Annotated in this window: 9 protein-coding genes; 1 reads left to right on the top strand and 8 read right to left on the bottom strand. The window is 71.4% G+C overall.

Annotated elements, in window-relative coordinates:
• Positions 1–83 precede the first annotated feature (83 nt).
• From AC07EJ_RS01760 to AC07EJ_RS01745, 4 genes are all read right to left on the bottom strand, one after another.
• Positions 84–3,233: a GH92 family glycosyl hydrolase gene (locus tag AC07EJ_RS01760; RefSeq protein WP_478883519.1), complete on the bottom strand. Its 3,150-nt coding sequence runs from the start codon at positions 3,231–3,233 to the stop codon at positions 84–86.
• Between the two features lie 255 nt (positions 3,234–3,488).
• Positions 3,489–4,166 carry a TetR/AcrR family transcriptional regulator gene (locus AC07EJ_RS01755; protein ID WP_389489714.1) on the bottom strand — a complete coding sequence of 226 codons (678 nt, stop codon included), beginning with the start codon at positions 4,164–4,166 and terminating at the stop codon, positions 3,489–3,491.
• A gap of 211 nt (positions 4,167–4,377) precedes the next feature.
• A complete protein-coding gene (locus tag AC07EJ_RS01750) occupies positions 4,378–5,601 on the bottom strand; it encodes an acyl-CoA dehydrogenase family protein (protein WP_389489711.1) in 1,224 nt (407 codons plus the stop codon).
• A 49-nt stretch (positions 5,602–5,650) separates the two neighbouring features.
• Positions 5,651–6,334: an HAD family hydrolase gene (locus AC07EJ_RS01745; protein WP_478883518.1), complete on the bottom strand. Its 684-nt coding sequence runs from the start codon at positions 6,332–6,334 to the stop codon at positions 5,651–5,653.
• 245 nt (positions 6,335–6,579) lie between these two features.
• On the opposite strand from AC07EJ_RS01745, the gene AC07EJ_RS01740 reads away from it, so the two are divergent.
• A complete protein-coding gene (locus tag AC07EJ_RS01740) occupies positions 6,580–7,110 on the top strand; it encodes a hypothetical protein (protein WP_478883517.1) in 531 nt (176 codons plus the stop codon).
• A gap of 29 nt (positions 7,111–7,139) precedes the next feature.
• Here AC07EJ_RS01740 and AC07EJ_RS01735 read toward each other — a convergent pair whose 3' ends face one another.
• The 4 genes from AC07EJ_RS01735 to AC07EJ_RS01720 form a co-directional block, all read right to left on the bottom strand.
• Positions 7,140–8,567 carry an aminobutyraldehyde dehydrogenase gene (locus tag AC07EJ_RS01735; protein WP_478883516.1) on the bottom strand — a complete coding sequence of 476 codons (1,428 nt, stop codon included), beginning with the start codon at positions 8,565–8,567 and terminating at the stop codon, positions 7,140–7,142.
• Positions 8,560–10,233 carry a thiamine pyrophosphate-dependent enzyme gene (locus AC07EJ_RS01730; protein ID WP_478883515.1) on the bottom strand — a complete coding sequence of 558 codons (1,674 nt, stop codon included), beginning with the start codon at positions 10,231–10,233 and terminating at the stop codon, positions 8,560–8,562. The genes AC07EJ_RS01735 and AC07EJ_RS01730 overlap by 8 nt, the downstream gene beginning before the upstream one ends.
• Positions 10,230–11,591: an MFS transporter gene (locus tag AC07EJ_RS01725; protein ID WP_389489699.1), complete on the bottom strand. Its 1,362-nt coding sequence runs from the start codon at positions 11,589–11,591 to the stop codon at positions 10,230–10,232. The genes AC07EJ_RS01730 and AC07EJ_RS01725 overlap by 4 nt, the downstream gene beginning before the upstream one ends.
• 91 nt (positions 11,592–11,682) lie before the next feature.
• Positions 11,683–13,338: an amidohydrolase gene (locus AC07EJ_RS01720; RefSeq protein ID WP_389489696.1), complete on the bottom strand. Its 1,656-nt coding sequence runs from the start codon at positions 13,336–13,338 to the stop codon at positions 11,683–11,685.
• Between the last annotated feature and the right edge of the window lie 2 nt (positions 13,339–13,340).

Genomic DNA, 13,340 nt, shown 5'->3' with positions numbered 1-13,340 from the left:
GGCGGCGGCACGGGCGGTTCGACACGGCGACCATGTTCGAGTGCCCGCTCAGCAGGGCGGGCACTCGAACGGTCCGGGTGACCTCAGCCGAGGCCGACCGCGAAGACGTGCAGGTTGCCGTTGTCGGGCAGCGTCACGCTCTTGATGTGCTTCCCCTCCGGTACGTCGAAGGGCTTGGTGGCGAAGACGTACGCGGCGGGCCCGGTGCCTCCTGACTGGTTGCGGTGGTCGGTGCGGGCCACGGTCGTGTTGCCGAAGACGGGATCCGTCCCGCCGCCCGGCAGGGTCCAGTCACCGAACGACAGATCCGCGGTGGCGGTGGAGCCGTCGGTGAAGGTCACGGTGGCGCTGCCGCGCTGGTCGCTGTGTGTCGCCGAGCCCACGAACAGCAGCTTCCCGGCGTCCTCGGCCCGGTCCGCCAGGTCGATGCGCTGACCCGCGGCGACGACGTTGTCGGGGCGCCCCTGGGGCGCGGCGGGCCACACGAAGGACGTGCCCGCCACCTCGACGCGCGTGCCGCCCTTGAGACCGGCGGCCGCAAGGCCCTGACGGGAGTAGGTGTTGCCGTCGCCGTCGTAGTCGCCCTGGCCTCGGTCGGCGTCGTCGGAGGAACCGGTGTTGTCGTACGCGGTGGCCAGGCCGCCCTCGGGAGCGACGAGCACGAACACGGAGAGCTGCAGGGGCTTGTCCCCCGCCGCCTTCCCACGGACCGTCACCGGGATCTCGTAGTAGCCCTCGGCCGTGCCGGCCGTGGCCTTCACGGACAGGGCGAGCTCGCCCGCGCCGGTCTTCGGGTCGAGGCCGAGCTGCCCGCCCGCGGGCGAGACGGTCAGTCCTTCGGGGGCCTTCGCGGTGACGGTCAGCGCCTTGTCGTGGCCGGCCAGACGCTGACCATGGACGGTGACCTTCGCCGCGTCGCCGCCGGGGACGGCCGACGCCGCGTTGGGCGTCGCGCTCGCGAGGAAGGAACGCTCGCCCGAACGGTAGGAGGGCGGCGCGGCCTTGGCTGACGTCGCCCAGGTCTTGTCCGGGGTGTTCGACAGCGTGAAGTCGAGGCGCGCGCCGTCCTTCACCGCGGACTGCGGGAGATAGGTGCGCTCCCAGGTGCGGCCGTCGAGCGCGAGCCCGTGCACGTACGGCGCGTCGGCGGACGCCTGCGGAGCGTGGATGTCGAGATCCCGTCCCTTGCCGGGAAGATCGAGGACGGCGCGCTCGAAGAGCGGGCTGTGCACGGCGAGATCCGGGGTGCCGGGTGTCGACGGGTACAGGCCGAGCGCGGCCCACACGTACCAGGAGGACTGGGCTCCGAGGTCGTCGTTGCCGGGCTCGCCGTCGGGAGTCGGGCTGAAGAGGGTGGTGGCGACGTCCCGCACGGCCTTCTGCGTCTTCCACGGCATGCCCAGGTGGTTGTACACCCACGGCACACCGAAGTTGACCTCGTTGCCGGCCCACATGTAGGGCTCGTTCGGACCCGCGTTCAGCTTCGTGAAGAAGGTGTCGAGGCGTTCGGCGGCGGCGTCGCGCCCGCCCATGGCCGCGATGAGGCCCGCGGTGTTCTGCGGGACGAGCCAGTTGTACTGTGCCGCGTTGCCCTCGTCGAAGCCGTCCTGGCCGAACTTGCCCGGGGGCGGCGGCTGGTAGGCCGGGCCGTCCGGGAAGCGGCCGTCCTCGCCGCGCGGCTGGAGGTAGCCGGTGGCGGGGTTGAGGATGTTCTGCCAGTTCTGGCCCCTGCGGGTGAAGGTGGCGGCGGTGTCCTTGTCACCCGTGGCCTTCGCGAGCTGCGCGATGGCGAAGTCGTCGATCGCCCACTCCAGGGTGACCGAGCCGCCCACGCGCTGATGGTCGCCGCGCGAGGCGTCGTTGTTGGGCATGTAGCCGCGCTCGACGTACTCGCCGATCCCGGGCCGCTCCGTGTACGCACCCGGGGTGTCGTCCACCGAAGTGGCGCCCTTGACCAGGTACTTCAGCGCCTTCTTGAGGTCGAAGTCGCGGGCGCCGAAGGCGTACAGGTTGGCGATGAGGGGGACGGAGTTGTCGCCCGTCATCTGGCCGGTGTAGTCGTTGGCAAGGGGCCAGCGCGGCCACCAGCCGCCCTGTTCCGCGTCGTTGACGAGGGACTGCGCCATGTCACTGGCCTGCTTCGGCCACAGCATCGCCTGCAGGGGTGCCAGCGAGCGGTAGGTGTCCCAGTCGGAGAAGTTGGCGTACTGGTTGTGCCCCGCGGGCAGCGTGCGCACCTTGTCGTCGAAGCCGATGTAGCGTCCGTCGGCGTCGTTGAAGGTGTTCGGGTGCATCAGCGAGTGGTACAGCGCGGTGTAGAACGTCTTCAGTTCACCGGTGTCGCGTCCGGCGACGCGGATCTTGCCGAGGGTGTCGGCCCACTGGTCGCGGGTCTGCTTGTGCAGGGCGTCCAGGCTCCAGCCGGGCACCTCGGCCGCCATGTTGGCCTCGGCGCCGTCCACGGACACGTACGACATGGAGATCTTGGCCCGCACCGTGCGCGAGTCGGCCGTCCCGAAGGTGAGGTAGGCGCCCGCCTTGGGGGCGTCCACCGTGTCGGTTTCCTTGGAGACGGTCTTGCCGTCCCAGGTGCCGTGGGCGGTGAAGGGGCGGTCGAACGTGATCGCGTAGTGGACCGTGTACTCGTTGCCCTTGCCGCAGAAGTTGCCGGTCGTCGCCGACCCGGTGACCTGCCGGTCGCCGACGACGCGCAGGTCGGCGCGCTTGTTGCCGGAGAGGCTGGCGCCGCCCTTCACCAGCACCTGGGCCGCGTCCGCCCCTTCGGGGAACGTGAACTGCGCCAGTCCCGTACGTGTGGTGGCGGCCAGTTCGGCCCGCACCTTCGAGTCCCCCAGCGTGACCGCGTAGTAGCCGGGTTCGGCCGTCTCGTCGTCGTGCGAGAAGGACTCGGTCCGGTCCCACGGAGCCGATCCGACGTCTCCGGTCACGGGCAGGATCGGCACGTCGCCGAAGGCGGTGCAGCCGACCGAGGCGTGGTCGAGGCTGAAGCCGCGGATCTTGTCGCTGTGGTACTGGTAACCGGCGTACGAGCCCGCCGTGTCCGGCGAGAACTGCATCATGCCGAACGGGGCGGACGGGCCGGGGAAGTTGTTGATCTCACCGACGCTCTCGCCGCCGCGGCCCGTGCCGATGAGCGGGTCCACATAAGAGGCAGGATCGTCCACCAGGGACGGCTTCGCGGCGGTGGCAAGGGAGTTGGATGACGTGGACAACGTTGTCCTAGCTGCTGACAACGTTGTCGAAGCAGCCGAGGCCACCGACGACGCCCCCATCAACAACCCGGCCGCCAGCGCGGCGGCCACCGCGCTGCGGACTCTACGACTTCTCGGACGTGTCACACATGCCTCCGTGGAGTAAAAGCGGCTCAGCCACCACACACTCCGGGAGCGGGTGCCGTTCGGTCAAGAGGCGTGCGGTGATTGCCTCTTGAGCCGCCGGAACTCCTCCCACCTGGCGTTCCTGTCGAGCTACCTGGCGTTCCTGTCGAGCTTGAGGGCGTTGGCCCAGAGCGTGGTGGACGTCTCGACCAGCTCGTCGAGGGTGTCGTCCTCACCGAGCCCGTACGCGTAGTAGGCCATGCGGCTCACCATGCCCGAGAGCGCCCGCGCCGCCATGAGGGGGTCGAGGTCACGGTCCGCGAGCCCGCGGTCCTGGAGGTCCTTGATGGCGCGCGCGTTGCGGTCGGCGAACGCGCGGCTCCGGCGCCGGCGCACCTCCCGGAACCCTGCGTCGCCGGCCGCGACCTGATCGAGGATCAGCATGAGCTTCGCGTTGCGCTTGTACGCCTCGAAGTAGGCCCGGTTGCTGGCCTCGATCACGCCGATGGGTGAGCTGTCCTCGGGGTCGAGGCGCGGCATGCCCGGGTGCAGCATGTCGTCCTGGGCGACTTCGAGCACCGCCTGGAAGATCTCCTCCTTGCCGGCGAAGTACGTGTAGAAGGTGCCGGTCGAGCAGGCGGCCTCGGCGGTGATGTCGGTGAGGCGCGAGTCCAGATAGCCGTCCCGTTCGAACACGACGCGGGCCGCGGCCACGAGTGCGGCGCGGGTCCGGGCGCCGCGCGCGGTGGCGGGGGGTTCGCGCAGGGCGGAGGTGTCCGCGAGCGAGGGGATGTCCTCCCCGTCGGGTCCGTGGCCACGCGTGGTCATATCGTGGGGCCTTCCTGTGTGCTGGCTCGTGCTGCTCACGTGAGTGCTCGCCGGCGCCGCACACCAGGCGCCGCTCGCCCGGCTGCGCACACCTGCGTGCCCACCCGTGGTGCCCGCCGGTACGGGAGCGAGGCGATCTTCGCACACCCGCGTGCGCCGATCGCCTCCGTCTCTCCTTGGGCCCGGCAGGGCGCCGCACCGTGCCGCGCGGTCAGCGGGTGCGGCCCCACTGCGGTTCCCGGCGGCGCAGTTCCCGCATCGCGATGGTGCGCTTGTGGACCTCGTCGGGGCCGTCGGCGAGGCGCAGGGTGCGCAGGTGCGCGTACATGCTGGCGAGCGGGAAGTCGTCGGAGACGCCGCCCCCGCCGTGCACCTGGATGGCCCGGTCGACCACCTTCAGGGCGACCTCAGGTGCGGCCACCTTGATCGCGGCGATCTCGGTGCGCGCGTGCCGGTTCCCCACGGTGTCCATGAGGTGGGCGGCCTTGAGCGTGAGCAGCCGGACCATGTCGATCTCGATGCGGGACTCGGCGATCCAGTCCTGCACGTTGGCGCGGTTCGCGACGGGCTCGCCGAAGGTCGTACGCGCCTGGGCCCGGTCGATCATCAGGTCGAGGGCACGCTCGGCCATGCCGACCGCGCGCATGCAGTGGTGGATGCGGCCGGGGCCGAGCCGCGCCTGGCTGATCATGAAGCCGTCGCCCTCCCCGGCGAGCAGCGCGGTCACCGGCACCCGGACGTTCTCGAAGACGACCTCGGCGTGCCCTTCGCGGTCCTTGTATCCGAAGACCGGGAGGTTGCGCAGCACCGTGACACCGGGGGTGTCGATCGGCACGACCATCATGCTCTGCTGACGGTGCGTCGCGGCTTCCGGCTCCGTCTTGCCCATCACGATGAGCACCTTGCAGTTCTTGTGCAGGGCGTTGGAGGTCCACCACTTGCGTCCGTTGAGGACGTAGTCGTCGCCGTCACGCTCCATGCGGAGCTGGATGTTGGTGGCGTCGGAGCTCGCCACGGCGGGCTCGGTCATCGCGAAGGCGGAGGCTATCTCGCCGTCGAGGAGCGGCTTGAGCCACTTCTCCTTGTGCTCGTCGGTGCCGAAGAGGGTGAGCACCTCCATGTTGCCGGTGTCCGGCGCGTTGCAGTTGGTGGCCTCGGGGGCCAAGTGCGCGCTGCGGCCCATGATTTCGGCGAGCGGGGCGTACTCGAGGTTGGTGAGGCCGGGGCCCCACTCGGGGTGCGGGTGGAAGAGGTTCCACAGGCCGCGCTTCTTGGCGTCCGCCTTGAGCTCTTCGAGGATGGGCGGGTGGAAGTGCGGATCGCCGGACTCGGCCATCTGCGCCTCGTAGACGGACTCCGCCGGGTAGATCCGCTCGTCCATGAAGGCGAGCAGCTTCTCCTGGTACTCCTTGGCCCTGTCGGTCAGCTCGAACACGTGGTGCTCCTTACGGGGGGATGGATTTCGGGGACCGGCACGGCGAGGCCTAACGGGACCCGGCGTCGGACTGCGCGTCCGACCGCGTTGCCTGTGTCGCTCGTGCCGCCACGCCGAGACGCAGCAGCGACCTCAACTCCTGGGCGGTCGCGGCCGCTTCGCGGTGGACGATGCCGGCGAGGCCGGCGCGTCGTGCCGCGACGATGTTGTGTTCGAGGTCGTCGACCATGACGGTCTCGGCGGGCTCGGTGCCAAGTCGCTCGCACGCGATGGCGTACGCCCGCCGGGACGGTTTGCGTACGCCGATCTCGCCGGAGATCACCACGGCGTCGAACATGGACTCCAGGTCGAAGCCCGCGTAGCAGTCGTCGCCCAGAGAGTTCGAGAGAAGGCCTACGCGGTGTCCCGCGTTCCGTACTTCGGCGACGAGGTCGAGCATCGCCCGGTCGGGGCGCAGTTCGGTCTGCATCAGGGACAGGAGTCCAGGCCCCTGGACTTCGGCTCCGTGTGCGCGCAGCCGCTCGGCGAAGCCGTCCTCGAAGTCACGCTGGCCGATCCGGCCTTCTTCGTGGTCGACGAGGAGGGCGCCGGAGCGCTCGTCCTTCGCTAGCAGGCGGAGCGGAAGCCGTGGATCGACGCCGAGCGCGCGGCCGAAGGCCTCGAACGCCTCGTACACGCTGGTGGTCAGCACTCCCCCGAAGTCGAAGAGGACGGCGCTGATTCGGGTGCTCAAGAGACAGCCTCCTGGTCGCGGGTTCGGGAAGCATGCGCAACGTACCTGAACCCGGACTCAACTTCAATGACTCCCTCTGCGCCCGACCACCTCAGGGCATGCGCGAAACCCGGACATCCCACGCGTGTCGCCCCGGCTCACCGGCCCTCTCGGGTGAAGGTGACCGGACAGCCGACCACCCGCCCCTCGCTCTTGCCCCCTTCCCCCAGCACAGGCGCCCCACGGATACCCCCGAGGATCCCGTCATGAACACCCGCCACACCCTCCGCCGCTCCGGCCGCACCCTCAGCCGTGGCGCCGCCCGGCCCAACGTGCTGTTCGGCGGCGTCTACGGAGCCGTCCTCGCCAGTTCCATGGTCGCCGCGCTCGCCCAGTACGGGCGCACGTCGCGTGCGGACCGCATGTACGACGCCAAGTGGCTCCTGATCACCGCGGTCGCCTCGGCCCTGGCCCACGGATACGCGCACCTCATCGCCCGGCGCGCGGACGAGACCCACCACGGGGCGTTCACGGCGGTGCGGGCGCTCGCCGAGGAGTGGCCGCTGCTCCTCGCCACCCTGCCGACGCTCGTGATGCTCTTCGGAGCGGGCTTCGGCTGGTGGAACTACTCGGGGATCGAGTACGTCGCCCTCGGCTTCAATGTCGCCCTGCTCTTCGCCTGGGGCCTGACGGCGGCCCGCGTCAGCGGCCGGACATGGGCCCGGTCGCTGTACCTCGGCGTGGGCGATGCGCTGCTCGGCCTGATCGTCGTCGTGGCCAACGCGCTGATCAAGTAGCCGGCCGGCCGCGGCAAGGGGCGTGTGTGTCAGGGCGTGGCGTGCGCGGCCATGACGTGCTTGATCCGCGTGTAGTCGTCGAAGCCGTAGCGACTCAGGTCGCGGCCGATGCCCGACTGCTTGTATCCGCCGTGGGGCATCTCGGCGAGGACCACCTGGTGGCAGTTGAGCCAGACGCAGCCGAAGTCGAGTTCGGTGCTCAGCCGCATGGCGCGGCCCAGATCGGCGGTCCAGACGCTGGAGGCGAGGCCGAAGTCGACGCCGTTGGCCAGGGCGACGGCCTCCTCCTCGGTGTCGAAGGGCTGGACGGTGACCACGGGGCCGAAGATCTCGCCCTGCACCACGTCGTCGTCCTGCCGGACGCCGGAGACGACGGTGGGCGGGAAGAAGTAGCCGGGGCGGTCGAGGCGCCGGCCCCCTGTCTCTACGTGGGCGTGCTCGGGGAGCGCCGCGATGACGGACTCGACGCGTGCGGCGTGGGCGGCGCTGTTGAGGGGGCCGTAGAAGGCGTCCTCGTCCGGCGCGCCGGTCGCCGTGTCGCGTGCTGCGTCGACGAGCGCCGTCAACAGGGCGTCGTGGGACGCGCGTTGGACCAGGATCCGGGTGACAGCGGTGCAGTCCTGACCGCCGTTGAAGAAGGCTGCGTCGGCGAGGGCGCGGGCCGTGCGGACGGGGTCGACGTCGGCGAAGACGACGGCCGGGGCCTTGCCGCCCAGCTCCAGGTGCACGTTCTTGACCTCGCGGGACGCCTCGGCCATGACCTCGGAGCCGGCCCTGGTGCTGCCGGTGATGGCCACCATGTCCACGCCCGCGTGGGCGACGAGCGCGCGTCCGGTGTCCCGGTCGCCGCACACGATGTTGACGACGCCCGGCGGGAAGACGCGCGCGGCGAGTTCACCGAGCAGGACGGTCGACCAGGGTGTGGTGTCGGACGGCTTGAGGACCACGGTGTTGCCCGCGGCGAGCGCGGGGCCGAGCTTCCACACGGCCATCATCAGCGGATAGTTCCACGGGGTGACCTGGGCGACCACGCCCACGGCCTCGCGGCGGACGTACGAGGTATGGCCCTGCGCGTACTCGCCCGCGGCGACGCCCTCCAGAACACGGGCAGCGCCCGCGAAGAAGCGCAACTGGTCCGCGCCGCGGCCGACTTCGAGGGTGCGGGTCGCCTCGCGCGGCTTGCCGGTGCTGCGCACCTCCGCGTCGACCAGCTCGTCCGCGTGGGCGGTCACGAGGTCGGCGAGGCGCAGGAGGGCCTCCTGCCGCTGCGCCGGGGTGCTGCGGCGCCAGGCGGGCAGGGCGCGCCGTGCGGCGGCCACGGCCGCGTCCACGTGCGCGGCGGACGAGCGGGGCGCGGTGCCGTAGACCTCTCCGGTGGCGGGGTCGGTCAGCTCCATGCGGTCCGCGACCTCGGTAATGCGGCCGTCGACGATGTTGTGCAAGGTCAGGTCAGACATGGCAGCTCTCCTTGCGCAGGGAGGCGACGGTGACACCGGGGGCGAGACGCCCGTCGGTCACCTTCAGCTCGATGAGGGCGGCCCTGCCGCTGTCGAGGGACCGCTGGAGCGCGGGCCCGAACTCGTCCGTGACGGTGACGGTTTCGCCGTGGGCGCCGAAGGCGCGGGCGTACGCGGCGAAGTCGGGGTTGCCGAGGGCGGTGCCGCTGACCCGCCCCGGGTAGGTCTGTTCCTGGTGCTGGCGGATGGTGCCGTATGTGGCGTTGTTCAGCACGATGATCAGAGGCTTGGCGCCCTCGGCCACGGCGGTGGCGAGTTCCTGACCGTTCATCAGGAAGCAGCCGTCGCCCGCGACGGAGACGACCCGGCGGTCCGGATCGTGGATCGCGGCGGTCACGGCCGCGGGGACGCCGTATCCCATGGACCCGTTGCGCGGGGCGATTTGGCGTCTGCCGTCGCGGTAGGTGAGGAAGCGCTGCGCCCAGATGGCGTGGTTGCCGGCGCCGAAGGTGATGACGGCGTCCGCGGGGAGCCGGTCGTCGAGGGCGGCGAAGACCGTGGCGAGGTCGAGCGGGTCCTCCTCCGGGACCGGGGTGCGGAACGCCAGATGTGCGGCCCTGTCCTGCTTGGTCCGCACGGCCCAGGACAGGGGCCCGCGGGGGCGCAGGGTGCGCACCGCGTCCGCGAAGGCCTCGGGGGCGGCGAGCAGGGTGAGTGCGGCCGGGTACAGGGCGCCCGGCGGCTGCGGTTCGGGCAGCACCTGGACGAGTCGCGGTCCCGTGCCGTCGGCGGGGAGCAGCGTGAATCCGTCGGTCGCGACGTCACCCGGCGCGGTCCCGACGGCCAGCAGCAGGTCGGCCTCGCGCACCCGCTGCGCGAGCGCGTCGTCGCGTCCGTAGCCGAGCGGGCCGACGTACACCTCGGACTCGTTGTCGATGAGGTCCTGGCAGCGGAAGTCCACCGCCACGGGCAAGGACCACGTCTCGGCCCAGTCGCGTACGGCGGCGCGGGCGTCCGGGGTCCAGCGGGCGCCGCCGAGGAGCAGGATGGGTCGTTCGGCGGCCGTCAACAACCCTTCCAGGGAGGCGAGTTCGGCCGGGGTCACGCCGCCGCCGGGTACGGGCAGCGGGGTGGCGTCGGCGACGCGCACGACGTCCGTGAGCATGTCCTCCGGCAGGCCGAGGACCACGGGGCCCGGCCGGCCGCTGCTCGCGACGGCGAAGGCGCGGGCGACGTACTCGGGGATGCGCGCGGCGTCGTCGACGGTCTCGACGAGCTTGGCACTCGCGCCGAACGTGCCGCGCAGGTCGAGTTCCTGGAAGGAGGCGCGGTCGGTGTGCCCGCGCGGCACCAGGCCGATGAAGAGGAGCATCGGCGTGGCGTCCTGGTACGCGGTGTGCAGGGCGACCAGCGCGTTGGTGGCACCGGGCCCCCGGGTCGTGAAGCAGACCCCGGGGCGCCCGGTGAGCTTTCCGTGCGCCTCCGCCATGTAGGCGGCGCCGCCTTCGTGGCGGCAGACGACCATGTGGACGGGGGCGTCGTGCAGGGCGTCGAGCGCGGCGAGGTAGCTCTCGCCGGGCACGCCGTAGACGGTCTCGACGCCGTGTGCGGACAGCTGGTCGACGAGGACCTGTCCGCCGGGTCGGGCGGGGTGGTACTGGGTCATGCGGTGGCCTTCTGAGGTGCGGAGGTGTTCTCGGACGGGGTGGCGGACCGGCCGCCGAGCAGCGGGCCGGCCAGGAAGGAGCCGGCCGCGGTGCAGGCGGCGATGAGGACGAGGAGGAGGGCGACGCCCCAGGACGCGCCGTCGGTGACGCCGGTCAGCCAGGCGGCGATGAGCGGGACGAAGCCGCCGAGGACACCGGAGAGGTTGTACGACATGGCGACGGCGCTGTAGCGGAACGTCTCCGGGAACAGGCCCGTGACGACGGCGCCGATGGTGGCGTACGGGATGGAGATGACGGCGACGCCGAGCGTCACACCGAGGATGACGAGGGCGGTCTGCCCCGTGTCGACGAGCCGGAAGACCGGGAAGGCGACCAGGACGGACAGCACACCGCCGACGGCGCACACCTTCCACGGGCCGACGCGGTCCGCGATCCGGCCGCCGATGTAGATCACGACCATCTCGGCCACGGCGGCAAGGAGCGTGGCGTTCAGCATCACGGACTTCGCGACGCCCAGTTGTTCGGTGCCGTACGAGATCATGAACGTGGTCAGCAGGAAGAAGCCGCCGATGCCGAGGAAGGCCGCGAGCACGCTGATGATCATGCGGCCCCAGGTCTTGCGGAAGGCCTCGATGAGGGGTGCGGGCGTGGGGCCGTTCTTCTCGGCGTCCTCGGTCATGGCGCGGAAGACCGGGGACTCCTCGATGCGCAGGCGCAGGTAGAGCGCGAAGACGAGCAGGCCGAAGGCGGCGAGGAACGGGATGCGCCAGCCCCACGCGTAGAAGGCGTCGTCGGGCAGCAGACCGACCAGGGCGAACGCGCCGCTGGAGAGCAAGGTGCCGACGGGTGAGCCGAGTTGGGGCACCGCCGAGTAGGTGCCGTGCTTCTCCCTGGGCGTGTGTTCCAGGGTCAGGAGCATCGCGCCGCTCCACTCCCCGCCGACCGAGATGCCCTGCACGAAGCGGAGTACGGCCAGCAGGACCGGGGCCCAGATGCCGATGGTGTCGTACGACGGGAGGAGGCCGATGCAGCCGGTGGCGACGCCCATCATGACGACCGTGATGATCAGCGCGGCCTTGCGTCCGTAGCGGTCGCCGATGTGCCCGAAGACCGCGGCGCCGATGGGCCGGGCCGCGAAGCCGACGGCGAAGGTCACGAAGGAGGCGATGGTCGCCGTCGTGGCGTCGAGCGAGGGGAAGAACAGTTTGTTGAAGACGAGCGCGGCCGCGGTGCCGTAGAGGAAGTAGTCGTACCACTCGAGGGCGGTGCCGATGAACGCGGCGGACAGGAGGCGCTTGATGTCGGCGGTGCCGGCAACGGTGCGGCCTGTTGGTGGCGTCGTGCTGTTGGAGCTCACGGAATCTCCCGGGGACGGGACCGCCTGCGCGGTCGGGGGACGGTGGAGCGGGGAGCGTGCCTCAGGCGGAGGCGGTCAGGCGGAGTGGCAGTCAGGCGGGGGCGGTCATGCCGAGCGGGTCGTGGGCGGCGGTGCCGCCGACGGAGGTGGCCAGGATCCGGATCGCGCCGATGCGGTCCGGCGAGATGCGGGTGGGGTCGGCGTCCAGGACGGTGAAGTCGGCCAGGTGACCGGGACGGAGGACGCCCTTGCGATCGCCGTGGCCCGTGGCGTGCGCGGAGCCGGCGGTCCAGGCACGCAGCGCGGCGAGCGCCGTGACGCTCTCGTCCGCGCCATAGGCCGCGCCGGTCTCGGTGAGGCGTTCCACCATGGACTGCATCGCGGGCAGCGGGGCGCCGGGAGCGACCGGCCGGTCGGAGCTGCCCGGCACGACGATGCCCAGGTCGAGCAGGGAACGCAGCCGGTACGACCACTCGGTGCGCTGCGGACCGAGTGCCGCCGCCATGGCGTCCCCGAACGCGTACAGGAAGTTGTGCTGCGGCACGGGTACGGCGCCCAGTTCGGCGAAACGGGCGAGCTGGTCGGGGCGTACGACTCCGGCGTGCTCGATGCGGTGCCGCACGTCGGGGCGTGGGTGGGCCCGTTGGGCGCGGGCGAAGGTGTCGAGTGCGAGGTCGACGGCCCGGTCGCCGATGGCGTGGGCCGCAACGGTCCAGCCGGCCCGGTGGGCGGCCACCACGGTGTCGGCCATCGCCTCGGGGTCGCCCTGGAAGTAGCCGGTGGCGGACGTGTCGTGGGGGCAGCCGCAGAACGGTTCGGTGACGGCGGCGGTGCGGCCGAGCAGCGAACCGTCGAGGAAGATCTTTACGGGGCCCAGCGAGAGCCGGTCGTCGCCGAAGCCGGTGCGCATGCCGAGGTCGAGGCCGAGGGTGATGGCGTCGTCGGCGTGGGCGGTGAGCGGGTGCAGCACGTCGGAGGCGGCCATCACCTGGGCTCGGGTGTGCAACTGGCCGCTGTCGAGGGCGAGTTGGTATGCAGCGAGCTCCACGGGGCTGTGCCCGATCCAGCCGCCGCCGATGCCCGCCTCGGTGAAGCTGGTGATGCCCTCGGCGAGGTAGTGGCGGGTGGCGGCGCCGATGGCGTCGGCGAGGGTGGCCACGGGATACGGCAGCACCTGGCGTTGGACGAGCTGCTGCGCGGTCTCTTCGAGGAGTCCGTCGGGCCGCCCGTCCGCGTCCCGGCCGACGACGCCGCCGGTGGGGTCGGCGAACCCGTCGGCCAGCGCTCCGGCCTTCTCCAGGACAGGTGAGTTGACGACGCAGGCGTGTCCGGAGGTGTGCTTGAGCCACACCGGGCGGCCGCCCGCGGCGCGGTCGAGTGCGTCGCGGTGCGGCTGGACGCCGCCGAGTTTGTGGTGGTCGAGCCCGGCGCCGATGACCCATGCGTCCCGCGCGAGCCCTTCCGCGTGGTCGGCGACGGCGGCGTACACCTCGTCCACCGACCGGGCCTTGGACACGTCGAGTTGGGAGAGCGTGAGGCCGAACCACGCGGTGTGGCAGTGGGCGTCGTTGAAGCCGGGGACGAGGGTGGCGCCGCCCGCGTCCAGGACGCGCCGGGCGGGCAGGGCCTCGACGTCTTCGTCGAGTCCCGCGATCCTGCCGTGCAGGACGCCCAGGGTACGGGCGGTGGGCCGGTGGTCGTCGAGGGTGAGGATGCGCGCGTTGCGCACCAGCAGATCGAGGAGCATGG

The sequence above is a fragment of the Streptomyces sp. NPDC045026 genome (assembly GCF_056432625.1).
This window is presented reverse-complemented; position numbering and strand designations above follow the sequence as displayed.

Excerpts from the sequence above, each read along its gene's own strand:
- AC07EJ_RS01720 (WP_389489696.1), bottom strand. The coding sequence starts at position 13,338 with ATGCTCCTCGATCTGCTGGTGCGCAACGCGCGCATCCTCACCCTCGAC.
- AC07EJ_RS01755 (WP_389489714.1), bottom strand. The coding sequence starts at position 4,166 with ATGACCACGCGTGGCCACGGACCCGACGGGGAGGACATCCCCTCGCTC.
- AC07EJ_RS01740 (WP_478883517.1), top strand. The coding sequence starts at position 6,580 with ATGAACACCCGCCACACCCTCCGCCGCTCCGGCCGCACCCTCAGCCGT.
- AC07EJ_RS01735 (WP_478883516.1), bottom strand. The coding sequence starts at position 8,567 with ATGTCTGACCTGACCTTGCACAACATCGTCGACGGCCGCATTACCGAG.
- AC07EJ_RS01730 (WP_478883515.1), bottom strand. The coding sequence starts at position 10,233 with ATGACCCAGTACCACCCCGCCCGACCCGGCGGACAGGTCCTCGTCGAC.